Annotated in this window: 18 protein-coding genes; 15 read left to right on the top strand and 3 right to left on the bottom strand. The window is 53.9% G+C overall.

The genetic code is table 11. The features are described from left to right. Positions 1–71: 71 nt before the first annotated feature. Positions 72–1,712, bottom strand: coding sequence for an electron transfer flavoprotein-ubiquinone oxidoreductase (locus tag Q8W22_RS05965; RefSeq protein ID WP_303431619.1), 1,641 nt, complete (start codon positions 1,710–1,712; stop codon positions 72–74). A 314-nt stretch (positions 1,713–2,026) separates the two neighbouring features. Between Q8W22_RS05965 and Q8W22_RS05960 the strand changes: the two genes are divergently transcribed. The 13 genes from Q8W22_RS05960 to gorA all read left to right on the top strand — a co-directional run bounded on the left by Q8W22_RS05960 (position 2,027) and on the right by gorA (position 13,351). Further along, the gene (locus Q8W22_RS05960; protein WP_303431618.1) at positions 2,027–2,776 is read left to right on the top strand and encodes an electron transfer flavoprotein subunit beta/FixA family protein; all 750 of its coding nucleotides are present in this window, start codon (positions 2,027–2,029) and stop codon (positions 2,774–2,776) included. A gap of 15 nt (positions 2,777–2,791) precedes the next feature. Beyond that, on the top strand, positions 2,792–3,721 hold the full coding sequence (locus tag Q8W22_RS05955) for an FAD-binding protein (RefSeq protein ID WP_305451812.1): 930 nt from the start codon (positions 2,792–2,794) through the stop codon (positions 3,719–3,721). Positions 3,722–3,805: 84 nt separating this feature from the next. After that, complete coding sequence (locus Q8W22_RS05950) at positions 3,806–4,021, top strand: hypothetical protein (protein ID WP_303431616.1); 216 nt, start codon at positions 3,806–3,808, stop codon at positions 4,019–4,021. A 63-nt stretch (positions 4,022–4,084) separates the two neighbouring features. After that, entirely contained in the window at positions 4,085–5,653 is a 1,569-nt protein-coding gene (gene gspE / locus Q8W22_RS05945) for a type II secretion system ATPase GspE (RefSeq protein ID WP_305413276.1), read from the top strand. Positions 5,654–5,655: 2 nt separating this feature from the next. Continuing rightward, entirely contained in the window at positions 5,656–6,864 is a 1,209-nt protein-coding gene (gspF, locus tag Q8W22_RS05940) for a type II secretion system inner membrane protein GspF (RefSeq protein ID WP_303431614.1), read from the top strand. Positions 6,865–6,873: 9 nt separating this feature from the next. Then, positions 6,874–7,302, top strand: a complete 429-nt coding sequence (gene gspG / locus Q8W22_RS05935; protein ID WP_303431612.1) for a type II secretion system major pseudopilin GspG — start codon at positions 6,874–6,876, stop codon at positions 7,300–7,302. Positions 7,303–7,346: 44 nt separating this feature from the next. After that, the gene (gene gspH / locus Q8W22_RS05930; RefSeq protein ID WP_305451811.1) at positions 7,347–7,961 is read left to right on the top strand and encodes a type II secretion system minor pseudopilin GspH; all 615 of its coding nucleotides are present in this window, start codon (positions 7,347–7,349) and stop codon (positions 7,959–7,961) included. Further along, positions 7,951–8,343: a type II secretion system minor pseudopilin GspI gene (gspI, locus tag Q8W22_RS05925; protein ID WP_305451810.1), complete on the top strand. Its 393-nt coding sequence runs from the start codon at positions 7,951–7,953 to the stop codon at positions 8,341–8,343. The genes gspH and gspI overlap by 11 nt, the downstream gene beginning before the upstream one ends. Beyond that, positions 8,340–9,050 (top strand): type II secretion system minor pseudopilin GspJ, encoded by a 711-nt coding sequence (gene gspJ / locus Q8W22_RS05920; protein ID WP_305451809.1) that lies wholly within the window; start codon positions 8,340–8,342, stop codon positions 9,048–9,050. The genes gspI and gspJ overlap by 4 nt, the downstream gene beginning before the upstream one ends. Next, positions 9,050–10,033, top strand: a complete 984-nt coding sequence (gene gspK / locus Q8W22_RS05915) for a type II secretion system minor pseudopilin GspK (protein ID WP_305451808.1) — start codon at positions 9,050–9,052, stop codon at positions 10,031–10,033. The genes gspJ and gspK overlap by 1 nt, the downstream gene beginning before the upstream one ends. Positions 10,034–10,078: 45 nt before the next feature. Continuing rightward, positions 10,079–11,278, top strand: coding sequence for a type II secretion system protein GspL (gspL, locus tag Q8W22_RS05910; RefSeq protein ID WP_305451807.1), 1,200 nt, complete (start codon positions 10,079–10,081; stop codon positions 11,276–11,278). Then, on the top strand, positions 11,275–11,793 hold the full coding sequence (gene gspM / locus Q8W22_RS05905) for a type II secretion system protein GspM (protein ID WP_303431605.1): 519 nt from the start codon (positions 11,275–11,277) through the stop codon (positions 11,791–11,793). The genes gspL and gspM overlap by 4 nt, the downstream gene beginning before the upstream one ends. A 202-nt stretch (positions 11,794–11,995) precedes the next feature. Next, positions 11,996–13,351 (top strand): glutathione-disulfide reductase, encoded by a 1,356-nt coding sequence (gene gorA / locus Q8W22_RS05900; RefSeq protein WP_303431604.1) that lies wholly within the window; start codon positions 11,996–11,998, stop codon positions 13,349–13,351. Positions 13,352–13,447: 96 nt separating this feature from the next. Here the strand turns inward: gorA and rapA are convergent, their stop codons facing one another. Together rapA and Q8W22_RS05890 are read right to left on the bottom strand one after the other, a co-directional pair. Further along, positions 13,448–16,219, bottom strand: a complete 2,772-nt coding sequence (gene rapA / locus Q8W22_RS05895; RefSeq protein ID WP_305451806.1) for an RNA polymerase-associated protein RapA — start codon at positions 16,217–16,219, stop codon at positions 13,448–13,450. 340 nt (positions 16,220–16,559) lie between these two features. Beyond that, positions 16,560–17,612: a DNA-binding protein gene (locus tag Q8W22_RS05890; RefSeq protein ID WP_305451805.1), complete on the bottom strand. Its 1,053-nt coding sequence runs from the start codon at positions 17,610–17,612 to the stop codon at positions 16,560–16,562. Between the two features lie 334 nt (positions 17,613–17,946). Between Q8W22_RS05890 and Q8W22_RS05885 the strand changes: the two genes are divergently transcribed. Together Q8W22_RS05885 and Q8W22_RS05880 are read left to right on the top strand one after the other, a co-directional pair. Then, positions 17,947–18,984 carry a site-specific integrase gene (locus Q8W22_RS05885; RefSeq protein WP_305451804.1) on the top strand — a complete coding sequence of 346 codons (1,038 nt, stop codon included), beginning with the start codon at positions 17,947–17,949 and terminating at the stop codon, positions 18,982–18,984. 30 nt (positions 18,985–19,014) lie between these two features. Then, a complete protein-coding gene (locus Q8W22_RS05880) occupies positions 19,015–20,751 on the top strand; it encodes a potassium/proton antiporter (RefSeq protein WP_303431597.1) in 1,737 nt (578 codons plus the stop codon). Positions 20,752–20,776: the final 25 nt, after the last annotated feature.

The raw sequence follows: 20,776 nt of genomic DNA, 5'->3' as shown, positions 1-20,776 counted from the left end.
ATTAGCCATTTGGTTGTTGATAAAAAAGCCCGCATTGATTGCGGGCTTTTTTGTTTTTCATTCAGGATGGATTACATATTGGGATAGTTCGGGCCACCACTCCCTTCTGGAGTCACCCATTCAATATTCTGGGACGGATCCTTGATATCGCAGGTTTTGCAGTGAACACAATTTTGCGAATTGATCTGGAAGTGCTTGCCTTGCTCGTCTTCCGTGATTTCGTAAACACCCGCAGGGCAATAACGTTGAGCCGGCTCATCCCACTGCACCAGATTGATCTCCAGAGGAATTTCAGCATCGGCCAGCTTCAGATGGCAAGGCTGGTCTTCGGCGTGGTTAACATTGCCGATAAACACGGAATCCAGTTTGCTGAAGCTTAATTTGCCATCTGGCTTGGGGTAGATGATCGGTTTGCATTCAGAGGCAGCCCGCAGAGTGTCGTAGTCTGGCGTGGTGTCGTGCAGTGTGACCGGCATGGCCAGAATATTCTGATCAATAAAGTTGAAAGCAGCCCCGCCCAGAGTCCCCAGCTTGTGAAGCGCGGGGCCAAAGTTGCGGCTGCGTTGCAGCTCTTGCCAGGCCCAGCTGCTCTCAAAGGCGGTGGTGAATTCCGTCAGCTCGTCGTGACAACGATCAGCCGCGATAGCGGCAATCACTGTCTCGGCAGCAATCATGCCGCTTTTCATGGCAGTATGAACGCCTTTGATTTTGGCAAAATTCAGCGTTCCGGCGTCACAGCCGATCAGCAAACCACCCGGAAAGGTCATTTTGGGCAGGCAGTTCAGTCCTCCCTTGGTGATGGCCCGTGCACCATAAGACACCCGTTTGCCACCTTCCAGATACTGTGCGATGGCAGGGTGGTGTTTCAGACGCTGGAATTCATCATAAGGGCTGACATAAGGGTTGGAATAGGAAAGATCGGTAATCAGCCCAACCATGACCTGACCGTCATCCCCATGGTAGAGAAAAAAACCACCCGATGAAGATGATTCGTTCAGTGGCCAGCCAGTACCGTGCATCACCAGTCCAGGCTGGTGCCTGGCAGGATCGATATCCCACAATTCCTTGATGCCGATTCCGTAATGCTGAGGGTCCTTGCCAGCATCCAGTTGATATTCATTGATCAGGCGCTTGCCCAAATGGCCACGACACCCCTCTGCAAACAGGGTGTAGCGGGCCCGTAGTTCCATTCCCGGAGTGTAACTGTCCTTGGGATTGCCCTCGGCATCCACGCCCATATCCCCGGTAATCACACCCTTGACCACCCCATCTTCAAGCAATACTTCTGCCGCCGGGAAGCCCGGATAGATTTCAACGCCGAGTTCTTCTGCCTGCTGACCCAGCCAGCGACACAAATTGCCAACGCTACCTATATAGTTGCCGTGGTTATGCATCGGTTTGGGCACAGCCCAGCCAGGGGCCTGTATCGACTTGCTGTCGCCAAGCAGAAAATACACTTCATCCCTGGCAACCTTGGTCGTGAGAGGGGCATTGTTTTCCTTCCAGTCCGGGAACAACTCCGTCAGCGCCCGGTCTTCAATAACCGCACCAGACAAGATATGGGCACCGACTTCGGAACCTTTTTCAACCAGGCAGACCGAAATCTCGTTGCCTGCTTCGTTGGCGACTTGCTTGATGCGGCAAGCCGCTGCGAGGCCCGCTGGGCCTGCGCCGACAATTACAACGTCATACTCCATTACATCACGGTCCATACGGATCTCTCCTGTTAACGGTTAGAGTTATTGGCCACGGCTGTGCTATTCGGGTTTGATTTTTTGGTGATAATCAGCAAACTACTAAGAAAGCGCTTTATAGAGGTGCAGCATTATACGTTCGTGCCTGTTTCAGGCAACCGCATCGCTCGGGAATGCTGCCGTTTTGGAAACAAACAAGCATCACTATTGACGTAAAGGTAAAAGTCCAGAATAATTCTTCTGGTCTGAAGCCCCCGAAAAGTAGCGCCGAATCACCGCGCCACTGGGTAAATCGGGGTAAAATTTCAATCATTTGAAGATAAGAGGAATCTATGAAGGTTCTCGTCGCTGTAAAGCGCGTCATCGACTATAACGTCAAGGTACGCGTCAAGCCGGATAATACGGATGTTGATCTGAATAACGTCAAAATGGCCATGAACCCGTTCTGCGAAATCGCTGTTGAAGAAGCGGTACGTCTGAAAGAAAAGGGCATCGCCAGCGAAATTGTCGTTGTTTCCATTGGCCCTAAAGTAGCACAAGAGCAGATTCGTACTTCCATGGCTCTCGGTGCTGATCGCGGCATTCTTATAGAAACTGAAGACAAACTGGAATCACTGACTGTTGCTCGCTTGCTGCAAGCGGTAGTCGAAAAAGAAGAGCCTCAACTGATATTGATGGGCAAGCAAACCATCGACAGCGATAACAATCAGACTGGCCAGATGCTGGGTGCTCTGACCGGTATGGCACAAGGTACTTTTGCTTCTGATGTTGCGATTGACGGCGACAAGGTCAAGGTAACCCGGGAAGTCGACGGTGGCTTGCGTATTGTCACTCTTGAATTGCCCGCCATTGTTACCACCGATCTGCGTCTGAACGAACCCCGTTATGCGACCCTGCCAAACATTATGAAAGCCAAGCGTAAGCCGTTGGCCATCATGACACCGGCAGATCTCGGCGTCACCATGGAGTCAACCCAGACGTTGCTGAAGGTGGTTCCACCAGCAGAGCGTCAGGCAGGTATCAAGGTGGCCGATGTTGCAGAGCTGGTCGAAAAACTGAAGAACGAAGCGAAAGTGCTGTAAACAGGAGTCAATGAAATGAGTATTCTGGTAATAGCGGAACATGATAACGCTACCCTGAAAGGCGCTACGCTGAACGTTCTCGCCGCCGCTGCTGAAATTGGCGGTGATGTTGACGTACTGGTTGCAGGTTCTGGTTGTCAGACTGTCGTGGATGCTGCAGCGGCAGTCGCTGGGGTCGCCAAGGTGCTGGTTGCGGACAACGCCGTATATGAACACCAGCTGGGCGAAGTCATGGGGGATCTGGTTGCCAACATAGGCACAGGTTACAGCCATATTCTGGCACCCGCCACGACCACAGGCAAAGACCTGTTGCCTCGTGCTGCAGCGCTGCTGGGCGTCAATATGTTGTCCGACGTGATTGAAGTGGTTGCTGCTGATACATTCTCACGCCCGGTGTATGCCGGTAACGCTGTGGCAACGTATCAGAGCAACGATGCCATCAAGGTACTGACGATTCGTGCGACTGGCTTCGATGCGGTTGCCGCAACCGGTGGCTCAGCAACTATCGAAGCTGTTGATTTTGTCAGCGCCTACGGCAAAAGCGTATTTTTGAGTGAAGAGTTGGCCAAATCCGATCGTCCGGAACTGACAGCTGCCAAGGTTGTGGTTGCCGGTGGTCGCGGTATGCAAAATGGCGATAATTTTGCCATGCTGTTTGATATGGCAGACAAGATGGGAGCGGCAGTCGGCGCTTCCCGTGCAGCGGTAGATGCCGGTTTTGTTCCTAATGACCTGCAAGTTGGTCAAACAGGTAAAATCGTTGCGCCAGAGCTGTATATTGCTGTTGGTATCTCCGGTGCAATCCAGCATCTGGCTGGCATGAAAGACTCCAAGGTGATTGTGGCCATCAACAAGGACGAAGAAGCACCGATTTTCCAGGTAGCGGATTACGGACTGGTTGCGGACCTCTTTGATGCTGTTCCAGAGCTGGACAAACTCGTTTAACATCAAGGCGTTAAAAAGGCCCGGCTCAGTCCGGGCTTTTTTGTGTCACCGATTTGTCATTAAATAGACATAAGCTGCGCCCCAGTGTCGTATTGTCGAAAAGAAGTGCATTTACGGACGGTTTTGTCGCAATACTTTACCGATGGAGTGTCGGAGCCACCGAACCATCAGTATGATGCATGGGTCGATAGTGATGTGCCGGGTGACCAGCGAGTCTGTATTGTTGACCGTCAGGTATTATTGTTATCAGAAAGCTGTGCAGACAGCCGGTTATTATTGACGGCCATTGTCGGTGTGTGATCCAGGTGCTCCGTTTTACGGAGTCTTGGGTCCACTTATCTTGGTCGCAACGTTGGATAATTCATGAGTTCTACCCTTGTACAAGATCAACCCGAAGACCGTGCTGAAGCGATATTGATTGACCCGTCGACCCCGACGGCAAATGACCAGAACAATAGCTCCACCGGGCTGGCTACTCGCGTGCCTTTCGGTTTTGCCAAGCGTTTTGGTGTGCTGGTTGAAGGGGCTGCCGATGGGCTCAAGGTGGTACACCGGGTGCCGGTCAGTGCAGAAGCCATTATGGAAGTGCAGCGCTTCCTGTCTTTGCCATTTCGGCTCGAAGGTGTGGCCGACGACGAATTTGATCGCCGCCTGGGGCTGTCTTATCAGACCGACTCATCAGAAGCCATGGAAATGGTGGAAGGCCTCGGCGATGAAATGGATCTCGCCAGTCTGGCTGATTCCGTTCCTGAAACCGAAGATTTGCTGGAGCAGGACGGTGACGCGCCGATTATCCGGCTGATCAATGCCTTGCTGACCGAAGCAATCAAGGAAAATGCTTCGGATATCCATGTCGAAACCTACGAAAAACGCCTGGTGGTGCGCTTTCGCATTGATGGCGTGTTACGCGAAGTGGTGCAGCCCAAGCGGGCTCTGGCCGCCTTGCTTGTCTCTCGAATCAAAGTCATGGCCAAGCTGGATATCGCGGAAAAACGGGTGCCACAAGATGGCCGTATCGCCCTGCGGATCGGTGGACGGGAAGTGGATGTTCGGGTATCGACCATGCCATCCAGCCACGGCGAACGGGTGGTGATGCGTTTGCTCGATAAAAAAGCCGGGCGCTTGAGTCTTTCTCAGCTCGGCATGTCGGAACGTGATTTACGCACCATGCGTAATATCATCAGCCGACCTCACGGAATTATTCTGGTGACCGGCCCAACCGGTTCCGGTAAAACCACCACGCTGTATGGCGCCCTCAGTGACCTTAACGACACCAGTCGTAACATCCTGACCGTAGAAGATCCGATCGAATACAGCTTGCCCGGCATTGGTCAGACCCAGGTTAATGCCAAGGTTGAAATGACCTTTGCCAAAGGCTTGCGGGCCATTTTGCGTCAAGATCCCGACGTGGTCATGATTGGTGAGATCCGGGATCTCGAAACCGTTGAGATTGCCATTCAGGCTTCTCTGACCGGTCACTTGGTGTTGTCCACACTGCACACCAATACGGCTATTGGTGCGATTACCCGCTTGCAAGACATGGGGGTTGAGTCATTCCTGTTATCCTCCAGTCTGGTGGGCGTATTGGCCCAGCGACTGGTCCGGGTGCTTTGTGATGACTGCAAGGTACCGGCAATTGCCAATGCCAGTGAATGCGAGTTGCTCGGCGTCGATCCTGATCAGCCTCCGGAAATATTCCACGCCAAAGGCTGTGACAAATGCAACCAGCTGGGTTATCGCGGTCGTCAGGGGATTTACGAAATCATTGAAGTTGATGAAGGCCTGAAAACCCTGATCCATGACCGGGCAGGGGAGCAGGCCATGACCGCTCACGCCCGTCGTCTTGGTCCCAGCATCACCCAGGATGGCATTCGCAAGGTACTGGGCGGCAGCACAACCATTGAAGAGCTGCTGCGGGTTGCCAAGGGATAATTATGGCTGCATTTCTTTACCAGGCGCTTGATGCCAAGGGCAAGCAGCTGAAAGGTGTGCTGGAAGCTGACAGTGCCCGACAGGTGCGGCAGAAGCTGCGCGACAAAGGCTGGATGCCGTTATCGGTGGAATCCACCAGCGTCAAACAGAAGCACAGCTCCGGTGGTCGCGGCCCCGGCATGTCCGTACCAGACCTGGCACTGCTTACACGCCAACTGGCAACCCTGATTGGTGCCGGCCTGCCTATCGATGAAGCCTTGCGGGCGTTGTCTGAGCAAACCGGCAAAGCCAAGATCAAGGCCATGATCCTCGCCATCAGGGCCAAGGTTCTGGAAGGTTACACGCTGGCCAAGGCCTTGGCCGAATACCCGCGAGCCTTTCCGCACCTGTACCGCTCGACGGTCAGTGCCGGTGAACATGCCGGGCATCTGGACGGCGTGTTAAACCGGCTGGCAGATTACACGGAAGCGCGGCAGTCGGCAGATCAGAAGATCAAGCTGGCCGCCATGTATCCGATCATTCTCAGTATCGTGGCAATCGGGATTGTGGTTGGCCTGCTGACGTACGTCGTACCTGACATTGTTGATGTATTTGTTAAAAACGGTCAGGAACTGCCCGGACTGACCCAGTTCATGCTCGATCTCAGTCATTTGATTACCGACTTCGGACTGTATATTTTACTGGCGGTGGTGGCGGTGGCGGTACTGTTTGGCCAGGCTATGAGAAGTCCGGCATTCCGTGAAAAATATCACCGTTTCATGCTTGCCGTACCGGGCATCGGTGGTTTTGCCAAGGACGCCAATACCGCCCGTTTTGGCAGCACGCTGGCGATTCTGACCAGCTCCGGGGTTCCCCTGGTTGACGCCATGCGTATTGCCAGTCAGGTCGTCGACAATATACCGATCAAAAAAGCATTGACCGAAGCCACGCTGGAAGTCAGCGAAGGCGGGAGCCTGCACAAGTCGCTGGATCACACCGGCTACTTTGCCCCCATCATGCTGCATATGATCGCCAGCGGTGAAAACAGTGGTGAACTCGATGCCATGCTGGCAAAAACAGCGCAGCAGCAGGAAACTACGCTGGAAAATACAGTCTCAGCGATGGTCAAAATCTTTGAGCCCATGATGCTGCTTACCATGGGGGCGATTGTTGCCCTGATTGTTGCCGCTATCATGATGCCCATTCTTGAATTGCAAAACATGGTTCGTTAGGAGAAACACATGCAAACCCGCAAGCGCGTACAAGGCTTTACCCTGTTGGAAGTGATGGTTGTACTGGCCATTATTGGTAGCATCATGGCGCTGGTCGCCACCAATATTATTGGTTCCGCTACCGATGCCCAGGTCAAGACCACCAAAAGCCAGATGAAGCTGATAGAAGGCGCGCTGGATATGTACAAACTCGATAATTTCACCTACCCAACCACCGAACAGGGCCTCGAGGCACTGATCAGCAAGCCGTCATCGTCTCCAGTACCCAAAAACTACCGCAGCAGTGGTTACCTGAAAGGCAACAGCGTACCAACCGATGCCTGGGGTAATGAGTTTCTGTACTACCTGGAAAAAGGGCAGTACGAAATTGTTTCGCTGGGCGCTGATGGCCAGGAAGGCGGCGAAGCTGAATACGCCGACATTTCCTACCCCGAATAACAAGCTACTGACTGCCGGGGTGACCCGGCAGATGGACATCTGTGTTGACATCCTTTCGCCCCATGACATTACCAGCCCAGCGCCCGCTCCCGCAAAGAGGATTCACTCTGCTCGAATTGCTGGTTGTGCTGATGATTATTGGCGGCTTGTTGTCGCTGGTTAACCTGAATGCCAGCGACACCCAGATTCAGGATGAAACCGGGCGTTTTGCCACAACTCTGGTAATCGCCATGAACCTCTACCGTGAAGAAGCCGCCTATCGCAACCTGGACCTTGGCCTGGCCATGGACCGGGACGAGCTGATGCTGTTGTCGTGGCAAGACGTTCGTCAGCAGGCCGCCAAGGGCACGCTGTCAGTGGAAGAGCTCAGTGATATCGATAAAAACCCCTGGCAAGCGTATTCCAGTGCATCCCTGAATGCGCCAACCGTGCCGGAAGGTATGGTCATGGCGTTGGTGATAGATGATGACGATGTCGACTTTGAAGAGCTGCTGGACAACGACGAAGGCCCATTACCCGCATTGCAATTTCTGTCATCAGAAGAGTACACCGCCTTTGAACTCACCATTACCCATGACGCCGACAACAGCTTTGCCTTTGTGATTCATGGCGATGGCTTCAATCCGGTGTGGAAAGAGGTGGTTCGATATGAGCAATAATACCTTCAATGCCTGCCGGCGGGCCGATGGTTTTACGCTGCTCGAAGTGATGATCGCACTGACTATTTTTGCTTCCATTGCCATCGTTATCAGTGGCACCACCAGTCAGGCCGCCGACACCTTGCTGACGCTGGAAAACAAGACCATGGCATCCTGGGTGGCTGAAAATCGCCTCGCCGAAATTCGCCTCAGTCACGAAACCCCCAAGGTTGGTACCACTCGGGACACCGTTGATATGGCATCCCGCGAATGGCAAACCCTGACGACCGTGATATCAACCAGCTGGCCCGGAGTTGTACGGGTAACCGTTGATGTATCACTCGAAAATGAACCCGACTATATCCTCGTCAGTCTGGCAACCATTATGGGTGAACACGGATGACGCGCTATCAGGGCTTCACCCTGCTGGAGGTTATTGTCGCCGTCGCCATTACGGCATCCATCAGTGTTGGCTCCGTGCAATTGCTGCACACCATTATTGTTGCCCGTGATTCAACCGAAGTCCGGTCGGACCAGATGATTGCACTGCAGCGGCTGAATGCCATTGTCAGTCGTGATATTGAGCAGTTTATCAATCGTCCCATTCTGGATGCCTATGGCGATGAACAGGATGCTCTCCTGCTGGATGACGGGGATTACCTGCTCGAATTAACCCGTACCGGCTGGCGTAATCGCCCCGGTGTTGAGGACCCGCGTTCAGAGCTGCAGCGTATCGCCTATCAACTGGAAAGCATCGATAGTGATGCCTGCGAAGCCGCCCGGCGGCGTCTGGCCGACTGGGGGATAGAAGAACCAGAAGGCGAGTGTCTGGTGCGCTATGTCTGGTCGGTACTGGATCGCAGTTACGACAGCGAGCCAAGAAGCATGGTGGTGCTCGACCAGATTGAGGAGCTGGACATATCGCTACTGGCCGACACCGTCAACAGCGACGATGAAGTCACGGATTCAACCTGGTACGACAGCTGGCCCATTGTACAAGGTAGTGATGAATCGGTTATCCCCCAGGGGATGCGTTGGAAAATGACCCTGCCGATCATCGGTGAAGCAACCCGGCTCTGGACGTTGGCACATGATGGTGAGGAACTGTGATGCGCCGCCAGCAATCCGGACTTGCCCTGTTGATTGTCTTGCTGATTTTCGCTGTGGTCAGCGTTTTGGCCACCGTACTGATTGAGCGTCAGGCCAAGGATATCCAACGTACCACGGCCCAGTTGGCACGCCAGCAGGCACAAGCGTTTTTGCATGGCATCGATAGTGTGGTGCGCAGCGGCCTGTATATGGACTGGGACAACGACCCGGATATTGATCATGGCTTGGAAGAGTGGGCCATTGACCGCACGTTTCCGATGGACGAAGGCCAGGTATTTATTCGGATGGTGGATGCCCAGGGCAAATTCAATCTCAACTGGCTGGCTCCGGCTGCCAGTAATCAGAGCGTGTGGCAACAGCGGCTGTATAACTTGCTTAACGACCTGGGGCTGGATGTCACGATTGCAGAGCGACTGGCTGATTGGATGGACGCCGAAAGCCAGGTAGAAAATGACTATATGAGTCTGGAGCCGCCTTATCGTCCTGCTTATCAAATCTGTAAGCACACCTCCGATCTGATGCTGCTCGAAGGGGTCGATACCGACACTTATTACGCCCTGGAGCCTTATGTCACCTGCTTGCCGGTGACGACCCAGCTGAATATCAACACGGCCTCTGAACTGGTAATGTCAGCCCTCGATGCCAACTTTTCCATAACGGACGCACAAGCGGTTGTATCTGCCCGAGGTGATAGCGGGCTGGCCAGTGTCAGTGATTTTCTGGATCTGGATGAAGTGAAAGGTTTTGTGTCGGGCAGCAGTAACAGCAACGACAGCAAATGGACAGAAAGCGATTTCACCGTCAAATCGGAATATTTTGAAGTATTTGGGCGAGTGGATATCGGCACCAGTGGAGACTGGTTTGGTACCAGTGAGTTTTTACTCAAGCGCGATGCCGATAGCGGTAATTTCCGTACCTTGTATCGGGACTATTCCCGCCGGGAAGCCAGGCGTTTGCCTGAGCTGCCCAATACCACCCCTTGATTTATTAAATTCAACCAGCGTAAGTGATATGCAGCGAGAAACAGCATGAACACAATCAAAGTGACCTGGCAGGGGCACGATGCCCAATGGCTGGTGAGCGATCCCAGCAATGATGCTGTCCCGCCCTGCAACCTGGAAGACTGGGCTGCTGACCAACCCGACCTGACTCCGGTGCGGATGATTCTGTCAGCGGCCAATTACAGCTGTCACTGGATCGAATTGCCGGGCGTTTCAGGCCGTCATCTGGCCCAGGCATTGCCTTTTGCGCTGGAAGAGAACCTGATCAACGATATCAGTGAATACCTGATTGTACCGGCAGGCAAAGTGGGGGTCCGGGCTCGGGCTTACGTAACGGCCTGTGATCTGGTCGAGCGCCTGCTGGAACAGGCAGAGCATTTACATCTGACAGTGCGGGAACTGATTCCGGAAACCCAACTGCTACCGGAAGCAGCCATTGCCGTTTGGCAGGATCAAGGCTGGCTGGTCAAGCTGCCGGGAGTATTCGAAGGCTGGGTCAATGAGTTTGCCATAATGCCGGTGCTGGAATCCGTACTGGAAGACCAGCAAGGCCTGGGTGTATTAACCATTCACGCATCGGGGCTGGATCAAGCCAACCTGTTGCGCACTACGATTGAGACCGGATTTGCGGATGCCTTCGAGCGCATCGATATTTCTTCGGCGACCAGCGACTCACCAGCGTTACCCACCCATGCCCGCCCGGTCAATATGCTGATTGGCCAGTTTCAGGTACGTCATGGCCAGGCAGACAAGCCACGCTCCTGGTGGCGGCCTCTGGCATCACTGTCGACTGCTTGCCTGCTGATCATGGCGGTTACGCTGTATGTGCAAAACCGGCAGCTGGCCAATCAGAGCCAATATGTTTATCAGCAAAGTCTGGCGCTGTACAAACAGCTATTCCCCGGGGTGCGGATACGGGCACTGGAGCGGGAATTTCGCGGCCGACTGGCCGAAGGCAGTCATGGCAACAATCATGGTTTTGCGTATCTGATCAATACCACCGCCAGTGCGTTTCAATCCGTCAACCTCAAAACCATCAAGCTGGACTCAGCGCGTTATAACGAACGCCAGCAGGAGCTGATTATAGAGGTGCAAGCCAGCAACCTCAGTGAGTTACAGACTCTGCGCCAGGCCCTATCGGAGCGTGGTCTCGATGCCGAAGTGGCATCTGCCAGCAATGAGGATAAAAAGGTCAAGGGTCGTCTTAAAATAGGGGAGTCCGCATGAATACGGAGATACTGACCGAAATGCGCCAGCGCCTGACAGCCATCCCTCAGGTGCAAGCTGCCAGCAATTGGTACGGTGCCTTGCCTGCCAGAGACCGACTGGTCGTGCGAGGTCTGGCCTGGCTATTAGGGGCTGCGCTGGTGTACGTCCTGATATTTGCTCCGCTGTTACGGGAAAACCAGCGCGTACAGCGTGATCTGGACAAAAAACTGGACGTTTACAACCTGATTGCAGAGAACGCCGGCAAATTTGGTGGCGCCTCTCTGGAAAAATCCTCCGGCCCCATTCTGACCCTGGTCACGCAAGCAGCACGGTCTGACCGCATCCAACTGGATCGCTATGAACAGGACGGGCAGGGGGTTCGAATCTGGCTTGATAATATTGAATTCGATATGTTCATCGCCTGGGTCGAATCCCTGCAAATCCGTCACGGCATTCGCGTGAGTCAGATTACCGTCGACAGTTCCGACTTGCCAGGCCGGGTTGATGTGCGGGCAACGCTGGAAAACGAGTAGTCGAGGGGCTGGCGGTGGCGGATGACTATTCTATTGCTGCTTTATAGCGTATCGCTATGGCCGTTTCGCAATCCGGGCCAAACAGGCTAGCATATAGCCCAAATTTTATTGCGGAAGAGCCGCTCAGGCGCTGATACTCAGAGCATCGACCGCAGTTATTCGACCAGCGCTGGAATAAGCGGGTCACTCACGGAGAAGCGTTATGTCATTTGATTTTGATTTGTTGGTTATTGGTGCCGGTTCTGGTGGCGTACGCGCCTCACGCATGGCGGCCGCCAAGGGGGCAAAAGTCGCCGTGGTAGAAAACCGTTACCTGGGTGGTACTTGTGTCAATGTCGGTTGTGTACCCAAAAAACTGTTTGTTTATGCCTCCGAATACGCTGATAAATTCGCTGAAGCCAAAGGCTTTGGTATCGAAGGAGAACTCAAGAGCTTCGACTGGCCAACACTGCGTGACAACAAAACCCGTGAAATTGAACGATTGAACGGTATCTACGGCAATATGCTCGGTAATGCTGGTGTTACAACAATCAACGGCACCGCCAGCATCAAGGATGCCAATACCGTCAGCGTCGATGGTCAGGACTACCGCGCAGAGCGCATCCTGATTGCCACCGGCGGCTGGCCGTTCAAACCCGAAGTTCCCGGTGCTGAACTGGCGATCACTTCAAACGAAGCCTTCTTTCTGGAAACATTTCCCAAGCGAGTGGTTGTCGTTGGCGGTGGTTATATCGCCGTGGAATTTGCCGGTATTTTTAACGGTCTCGGGGCCGAGACCGAACTGCTGTATCGCGGCGAGCAAATCCTGCGAGGCTTTGACTCCGGGGTGCAAGAGTTTGCCGCAGAGCAGATTGCCAGCAAGGGAGTTCATATTCGCACCCAGACCGATATTCAATCGATCAGCAAAAACGAGCAGGGCGAACTGGTCTGCACACTCAACAACGGTGACTCACTGATTACCGATTGCGTGATGTACGCCACCGGCCGCCGCCCGATGACCGACGGCTTGAACCTGGAAGCCCTCGGCGTGGAAACCCGCCGCAACGGTACCATTGTTGCCGATGACTTTTTCCGCACCACAGTGCCCAGCATTTACGCACTGGGCGACGTAATCGGCACACCGGCTCTGACGCCGGTAGCGCTGGCGCAAGGCATGAAGTTTGTTAACCAGCAGTTTGATGGCGACACCCAGCCACTGTCTTACGACAATATCGCCACCGCTGTTTTCTGCCAGCCCAATATCGCTACTGTTGGCATGACAGAAGACGACGCAGCAGAGCAATTTGCGGGTGATCTCAGCGTGTTTGAGTCCAGCTTCCGACCGATGAAACACACCATCAGTGGCATGCCAGAGCGCTCATTCATGAAACTGCTGGTACAAACCAGTACCGACAAGGTATTGGGCGTACATATGGTAGGGCCGGATGCCGGTGAAATCATGCAAGGGTTGTCCGTCGCAATCAACGCAGGTGCCACCAAGTCTGTGTTTGACAGCACCATCGGGATTCACCCGACAGCGGCAGAAGAGTTTGTCACCATGCGCTCACGGGCACGTTAATCCGGCAGTCTGTACCCGCAGAATCGGCACCGCCTGAAGGCGGTGCACAGACCGTAAGGGCCGGTGGCACTGTCCGTGCCCACCGGTTTCGACCATTTAGCCGCAGAATACCAATCGCACGCTGTCCATCTGTAGCTGGGCTGTTTCAATAGCGGCCAATACCGCTTGCCGTTCCTGCTGGACATCGCTGATCAGCTGTTCCGGGATATTGGGGTTATGCTGCGCCAGTGCCTGCAATCGCTGCAGGCGATCATCAAAGGCTTCGTTGGCCTTGTTGGTGGCACGCTGGATCATTTTATTCAGCTGACCGCCGCCGAGTTTCTCCAGTTTGTAGATCAGCGGTTTGACCTCGTTCATCTTTTGTTCCGCCAGGCCTTTGGCGGTTCCGCGTTTTAGCGGCAAGACAAATCCGGCCAAATCCGGCTCATTCACTTTCAGTTCACCGGTGGGGGTAAAGGTCAGGTGCATGGCATCCGCAGGCAAATAGCGTTCGATCTGTAAATGCTTGGGCGCCGGGCAGGAAGCCACAAACTGCAGCTGTATAAAACAGTCGCCGGTTTTATAGTCATGTTGCTCAACGTAGCCGACGGAGGCGTTGCCAATCGGGCCACTGGTAACCAGCTCCAGAGCCTGATCGATAAATGGATGTTCCCAGCTGAGGAACTGGACATCATCTCGAGTCAGTGCCACTTCGCGGCGAGTAGTGGCCATAAAGCCATCTTCTGGCAGGTACGGTAAATCTGGCACCAGCATATGGTCCCCAGGGGCGAGGGCAATGCAGTCGTTGTCCAGATCGGCCACTTCCACACCAAACGCATCGGCAAACAGCTCAATAAAATCATTCAGCTCTGCTTCATCTTCGATATGAGTAATGGTCATATCCCGAGCCAGCGAACGTGAACGTTTGGGGTGGCAGGAATGTAATTCCAGCAAGCGGTCACGGCCTTGTTCAAGCTGTTGTTGCAGTTCCAGTCGTTCACTGCTGAGAGTGGCGACCAGCGCTTCCATGCCGTCACCGGTCAATACGGCGTTGTGCACGGCTTCGCGATGACGTTCCAGCAGTGTCTGGGCCGCCGGGTTAGGCTGGGTAAATACATCCAGCCCTTGATGCAACAGCTGTTGCCAACGACCAGTGGCATGTTGTTCAAAGGCCAGGCTGTGAATCTGGATTTCATTGGCCTGACCAATACGGTCAAGACGGCCAATGCGCTGTTCAATCAGGTCGCAGTTAAACGGCAAGTCAAACAACACCAACTGATGGGCAAACTGGAAGTTGCGGCCTTCGCTGCCGATTTCCGAGCATAACAGCAAGCGGGCGCCTTGTTCCGGATCGGCGAAGTAGGCAGCGGCACGGTCACGTTCAACCAGATCCATATGTTCATGGAATACCGCCACCTGCATGCCGTGCTTTTCCCACAGATAGGCTTCCAGGTCGAGCACTGTGCTGGCGTGATGGCAAATCAGTACCATTTTGGCCTTGCCCGTTTGTTTTAACAGCTCCAGCAGGTGACTGACCCGGGGGTCATCCAGCCACCAGAATGCCTGGCCCCGTTCGGGGAACAGTACGGCATTGATATCATCCGGCGCGGCTTCATAATCCGGTATCGCCAGCTGATTCAGGTGGGGGACGCGAGCCGGGAAGCCAGAGACACCATGACGGGTATTCCGGAACATGGCTCGGCCGGGGCCGCGACGATCAATCAGGGCATCCAGCAAACGGTTGTTGCCCTTGTCTTCTTCCAGTGCTGTTGCCAGGTCTGGCAAGAGTTGTTGCAACTGGCCTTGTTGCTCGGCACTCAGCGGCTCGTTTTCTGCCAGGGCACCGGCCAATTCAGCAATGGGCTGGTAGGCCTGTTGCTCGGCAAGGAACTGATCCAGGGAAGGGTAACGATCAGGGTCCAGCAGGCGCAAACGGGCAAAGTGCCCTTCAATACCAAGCTGTTCCGGTGTTGCTGTCAACAACAGGATGCCGGCACTGGCTTCGGCCAGATCTTCGACCAGCTGATACGCCGGGTCCTGATGTTCCGGTGTCCAGGTCAGGTGATGCGCTTCGTCAACAACAATCATGTCCCAATCGGTGTTCATCATGGCCACGGCGACATCTGGTTCATCGGCCATCGACATCGGGCACAAATGCAGCTGGGAGTTACCAAACAAATCGGTATTGCCCGTTTCAATGGCTTCATCAATGTCGTCTTGCTGCAGGATGCTGAAGCGCAAGTTGAAGCGGCGAATCATTTCGACCAGCCACTGGTGCAACAAGTGATCCGGCACCAGTATCAATACTCGCTGGATCCGTTGCTGCAGCAATAGCCGGTGCAAGATCAAGCCGGCTTCGATGGTTTTGCCCAGACCAACTTCATCGGCAAGCAATACCCGCGGAATGGAATCCTGGGTGACTTGTTGAGCGATATACAACTGATGTGGCAACAGACTGGTACGAGCACCCAGCAAGCCATAGAAAGGCCGCTGGCGTAATTTGGTGATTTGCTGGAAGCAAAGCTGACGCAATTCGTAGAGGCTATTGTTATCGATCTGGCCGGAAAACAGGCGATCGGCCGGCTGGTTTAGCTGAATGGCGCCACTGAGCTGGATTTCAGAAACCGAACGACCCTTGGTGAAATAGAAAGCGATATCGTCCATCACCTCCACATCATCCACTTCGATAACAGAGCCATCCTGAAGTGGAACGACATCACCGACCTTGAAGATTACCCGGGTAAGCGGCGCATTGTGGCTTGCGTAAGTGCGAACATCGTCAATGGAGGGGAAATAGAGAGTAACAGAACGAAAATCGACGCTTTGAACAAGACCCAAACCGAGATCGGTTTCAGCTTCGCTGATCCAACGCTGGCCAACTGCATACATAGTGATATTTATCCCGAGCTTTTAAACAAGACAGACGTCAGAGCGTGTGATATTCAGATGCTATCAAACACTCGCGAGCGGCGCGAAGTCTACCGCATGCTTGCTTGTGAGGCCATGAGGATGGCGCCTTTGATGTGGGTTTCTGTGGCCAAAATACATTTTGGAATGGCAGAGATGAAGCATCGTCACACAATGGCAATTATTGGTGATTCTGAATGGCCAGAGGGTTGTGGTTTTATGGTTGGATCTCTCTTATATTTCCGATAATTGATATTATCGGAAGTTTAGGAATAACCCGGTCCGGTACCCGAAAACCCCGACATCCGGCTGCTTTCTCTGGTTACCTTGCTTGTATTCCGGCTAACTGGGCCTCCAGTTGGCGAATCTGACCAAGGCTGATCGCTTTGGCTTCTGCCAGTTGGCGGTTTTCCTCGGCCAGTCTGTCGCACTCCGTCCGGTTGTCAGCCGCTGCCTGTGTTGCATTGTCGAGTAACAGACTCAAGCGTTGTTGTTCATGCTGGCTTGTGGTCAGCTGCTGATTATTGGCGGTGAGTGATGCTTGCAGCGTGTCGTTCTGTTGCTGCAAGTCCGCGATGGCTGTGCGGCTGTGCTCAAGGTGAATGTCAGCTTCCCGCTGCGCTCGGCTGGCTTCTGCCAGTGCTTGTTTTAATCGGCTCATTGCCAGGGATTGCTGCTCCAGCTGTTGGGCCTGGCTGATATTGAGCGTGTCCAGCTGGTTGTTTTTGGTGCTGGCAGCGTTCAGCTGTTGCTGCAAATCCTGCTGTCGGTCTTCCAGTTGTTGTAATGAAAACCGGAATTGCTCGCGCTCTTGCTGGCGATCGCTGGCCATTTGCTGCTGGTAGTGTTCAAAATGGTCGCGAATATCGCGATTTTCCTGGCGTAATTCGGCGATGGTTGCCCGGCATTCGACCAGCTGCTGGCGAGTTTCATCCAGTGTCGCATCGCTTTTCACCAGCTTCAGGGTTTGCTGCTCCAGGGTTTGCGAGAGCTGTTTGCGCTCAGCCTTGAGTCTTTCTATCTGTTCCTGCTGCTGGGTGTTTTCAAGGCTGGTCTGTTGTTGTAGCGCAACAGCCTGGGCCAGTTCTTCCTGCATGGTTTGCAGCTGCTGCTGGGTGTCGGCTTCAATCTGTTCGATCTTTTGCTCTGCCAGCGCCTGGGCCTGGGCATACACCAGCTTGAGTGCCTGGAGTAATTCGGCTGGCAATCCGTCGCTGTTGCTGTGTTCGTCACGCTGCTGACGCCAACGCTTGAGTAATGGCGCGATAGTGCTCTTGCTACCGGTGCCCAGATGCTCCCGCACCCGATCCACTGTCGGCTCGGTGCCTGCCTGGGTAATGGCGGCCGCGGCCTGGTCAACATCCTGGTATGTCACCCCTGTTCTGCCCACTGTTTTTTATCCCCCGATATGTTGGTGCGATTAATTCTGTTGGCTACCGCCTTTGCGCGGCTGGACCTCTGGCTTTTCGGCAGCTGGCTGAAGTACTTGCTTCAGGCGGCGCATTCCGGCTTCTGTCCTGTTATTTTAAATCGTATTACGTAACACATAATATTACATAATTTATCTGGAAATATAAAAATAAAAATTCAAAAATATAACCAGCGATAATAAATGTTATCGTTGGTTATAGTAGTATAGGTACCCTGTCAGCCCTGTACCGGCGGTACAGCCCCCAGCAGGCCAGTTACATCTCACGGGAGAAAACCATATGAGCAAGACCCTCATCAGCCATCCTCTCCCCACAACCGGGGATGCCAACAAAACGCCGCTCTTGGTCCCAGCACCTCCGCTTCCAGCGTCTCAAGCCGCGGCACAGCATTATTTGTCCCAGGCAACTTCCGACAACACCCGGCAAGCGTATCGATCGGCCATCCGGCAATTCGAAAAATGGGGCGGTCGACTGCCTTGCGATCACAACACCCTGGTTCGCTACCTCCTGGCAAAAGCGGTGGTACTTAACCCCAGAACCCTGGATTTACACCTGACGGCTATCAGTCAGTGGCACCACTATCAGGGCATGACCGACCCGGTACGAGATCCACTGGTGCGGAAAATCATGGAGGGGATTCGCCGCACCCACGGTCGCCCCAAACAGAAGGCCAAGGCATTACGGCTGGAGCACCTTGCACAGATGGTGTCCTATTTGAGAGGCTTACCGGATAGTCCGAGGCAGCGGCGGGATATCGCCATTGTCCTGACCGGCTTCTTTGGTGCTTTCCGGCGCAGCGAACTGGTTGCCATCCAGGCTGAAGATCTGACCTGGGAGCCAGAGGGGTTACTGATTCACTTGCCGCGTTCAAAAACCGACCAGCAAGCAACCGGACTGGTACGGGCCTTGCCGTTTGGAGATGCCAGCTGCTGCCCGGCCAGCGCCATCAAAATATGGATGGACGTGGCCAGCATTACCAGCGGGCCGCTGTTTCGTCCAATCAACCGCTGGGATCAGATTCAACCCCGGCAGCTGAATCCGGGGGCAATCAATACGCTGTTGAAGTCACTGGCGCAGGCGTGTCAGTTTGATTTTGCTCCCGATCTCAGTAGTCATAGCTTTCGCCGTGGCCTGTCGACATCCGCAGCGCGGGAACGGATAGACTTCGAACTGATCAAGAAACAGGGCGGCTGGCGGAACGATGCCACCGTGTGGGAGTACATAGAGGAAGGCCAGCAATTCAGTGATAATGCGTCACAGATTCTGATGGATAAAGTCACCAGCCTGATGAATCAAGCAGGCTCAAACCGTTCATAACACCAGACGGATATCAGCTCAGGGAAATATATGACCATAGAAGTGATTTACCAATACATATTCGGGGCAGCTGCCCTTGCCCTGCTGTGCGTTGTCGCCAGTGTGTTTACCCGACGTATTGGTGCTCCGGTGTTATTGGTGTTTCTTGGTCTGGGCATGCTGGCCGGCGAAGATGGCCCCGGAGGCATCAAGTTTGATGACTTCAGCCTGGCCTTTCTGTTTGGTAACGTCGCCCTGGCAATTATTATTTTTGATGGCGGCCTTGGCACCCGCAAGGACACCTTCCGTGTCAGCCTTAAACCCGCACTGTCACTCGCCACCATTGGCGTTATCGCGACCGCATCCATAACGGGCTTTGCCGCTCATATGATTCTTGGCCTGCCATGGCAAGAAGGTTTGCTGATTGGAGCCATCGTGGGCTCTACCGATGCTGCGGCCGTATTTGGCTTGCTGCGCGGTGCTGGTCTGGAGCTCAAGGAACGTACCGGCGCCACGCTTGAAATAGAGTCCGGGTCAAATGACCCGATGGCCATCTTCCTGACCATCACTCTGGTACACCTCATACAACTCAGCGGCAGTGGCAATCAGATCTGGACCATTCTCAGTGAGTTATTCCGCCAGATGGGGCTGGGGCTGGCCATCGGTTTTGCTGGCGGTTATTTACTGGTACAAATGCTGCGGCGCTTGCCGCTCTCTTCGTCCTTGTATCCCCTGCTGGCACTGGCGGGCGGCATTAGTCTGTTCGGCCTTACAACCCACTGGGGAGGCAGCGGTTTTCTGGCTATCTTTATCGCCGGAGCCATGATTGGCAATACCCCTCTTCCCTACAGCAATGACATTCATCGCTTTCACGATGGTATTGCCTGGCTCAGTCAGATCGGCATGTTTTTAATGCTCGGGTTGCTGATCACGCCCAGCAACCTGGTACCGATTATTTTCCCGGCCGTGGCCATTGCCTTTGTCCTGATCTTTATTGCAAGGCCGCTGGCCGTCGCGGCGTCATTACTGCCCTTTCATTTTCCATGGCGGGAACAGGTTTTTATTGGCTGGTGCGGCTTGCGCGGCGCGGTACCGATTATTCTGGCACTGTTCCCCTCACTCGCAGGCCTGGAACACACCCAGACCTACTTTGAACTGGTCTTTTTTGTTGTGTTGATTTCTTTGGTTCTGCAGGGATGGACCATTGCGCCGATGGCCAGATGGCTACAGATAGAACTGCCTCCAACTGCAAAAGATCCGGAGCATTTACACCTGACCATCAAGCACGAACAGGACAAGGAATTGCTGATTTATCCGGTGCTGGCTGGCAGTCGTGCCGTCGGCCTGAACGTTCGACGCTTGCCAGCAACAGAAGGCAGCCAGGTCGCAGGCGTGATTCGTCAGGGCATACTGATAAAGGATACCGACCAGCAAAAGCTGCTATGTGATGATCAGGTAATGATCCTGGCGACCAGCAGCGCCAAATCAGAACTCGGCCGCGTTTTTGCCCCGGCTGCACAGTCTTCACTGCTTGAATCGGCTCGTTTCTTTGGTGAGTTTGTCTTGCATTCCGAGGCCCGGTTGTCCGATGTTGCCATGGCTTACGGCTTTGAGGTTGATCCTCTTGATGCTGCCCTGACCGTCGAGCAATATATTGTCCATCAGTTTCATGGTAAACCCGTTGTTGGAGACCATGTGGTACTGGGGCGCGTCAAACTGATCGTCAAGGAAATCGAGGGCGACCATATTGTATCGGTTGGTTTGAAGTTGGGAATACCGCAGAAGTAGCCGCCAGAAAAACATTCACACAGCG

Source organism: Oceanobacter sp. 1_MG-2023 (assembly GCF_030689025.1).
Taxonomy (GTDB): Bacteria; Pseudomonadota; Gammaproteobacteria; order Pseudomonadales; family Oceanobacteraceae; genus Oceanobacter.
Note: the sequence above shows the minus strand (reverse complement) of the source record. Positions and strands in the feature narration are given on the sequence as shown.

What these genes read in the sequence shown, in the direction of transcription:
- Q8W22_RS05965 (WP_303431619.1), bottom strand. Translation starts at nt 1,712, where the DNA reads ATGGACCGTGATGTAATGGAGTATGACGTTGTAATTGTCGGCGCAGGC.
- Q8W22_RS05960 (WP_303431618.1), top strand. Translation starts at nt 2,027, where the DNA reads ATGAAGGTTCTCGTCGCTGTAAAGCGCGTCATCGACTATAACGTCAAG.
- Q8W22_RS05955 (WP_305451812.1), top strand. Translation starts at nt 2,792, where the DNA reads ATGAGTATTCTGGTAATAGCGGAACATGATAACGCTACCCTGAAAGGC.
- gspE (WP_305413276.1), top strand. Translation starts at nt 4,085, where the DNA reads ATGAGTTCTACCCTTGTACAAGATCAACCCGAAGACCGTGCTGAAGCG.
- gspF (WP_303431614.1), top strand. Translation starts at nt 5,656, where the DNA reads ATGGCTGCATTTCTTTACCAGGCGCTTGATGCCAAGGGCAAGCAGCTG.
- gspG (WP_303431612.1), top strand. Translation starts at nt 6,874, where the DNA reads ATGCAAACCCGCAAGCGCGTACAAGGCTTTACCCTGTTGGAAGTGATG.
- gspI (WP_305451810.1), top strand. Translation starts at nt 7,951, where the DNA reads ATGAGCAATAATACCTTCAATGCCTGCCGGCGGGCCGATGGTTTTACG.
- gspJ (WP_305451809.1), top strand. Translation starts at nt 8,340, where the DNA reads ATGACGCGCTATCAGGGCTTCACCCTGCTGGAGGTTATTGTCGCCGTC.
- gspK (WP_305451808.1), top strand. Translation starts at nt 9,050, where the DNA reads ATGCGCCGCCAGCAATCCGGACTTGCCCTGTTGATTGTCTTGCTGATT.
- gspL (WP_305451807.1), top strand. Translation starts at nt 10,079, where the DNA reads ATGAACACAATCAAAGTGACCTGGCAGGGGCACGATGCCCAATGGCTG.
- gspM (WP_303431605.1), top strand. Translation starts at nt 11,275, where the DNA reads ATGAATACGGAGATACTGACCGAAATGCGCCAGCGCCTGACAGCCATC.
- gorA (WP_303431604.1), top strand. Translation starts at nt 11,996, where the DNA reads ATGTCATTTGATTTTGATTTGTTGGTTATTGGTGCCGGTTCTGGTGGC.
- rapA (WP_305451806.1), bottom strand. Translation starts at nt 16,219, where the DNA reads ATGTATGCAGTTGGCCAGCGTTGGATCAGCGAAGCTGAAACCGATCTC.
- Q8W22_RS05885 (WP_305451804.1), top strand. Translation starts at nt 17,947, where the DNA reads ATGAGCAAGACCCTCATCAGCCATCCTCTCCCCACAACCGGGGATGCC.
- Q8W22_RS05880 (WP_303431597.1), top strand. Translation starts at nt 19,015, where the DNA reads ATGACCATAGAAGTGATTTACCAATACATATTCGGGGCAGCTGCCCTT.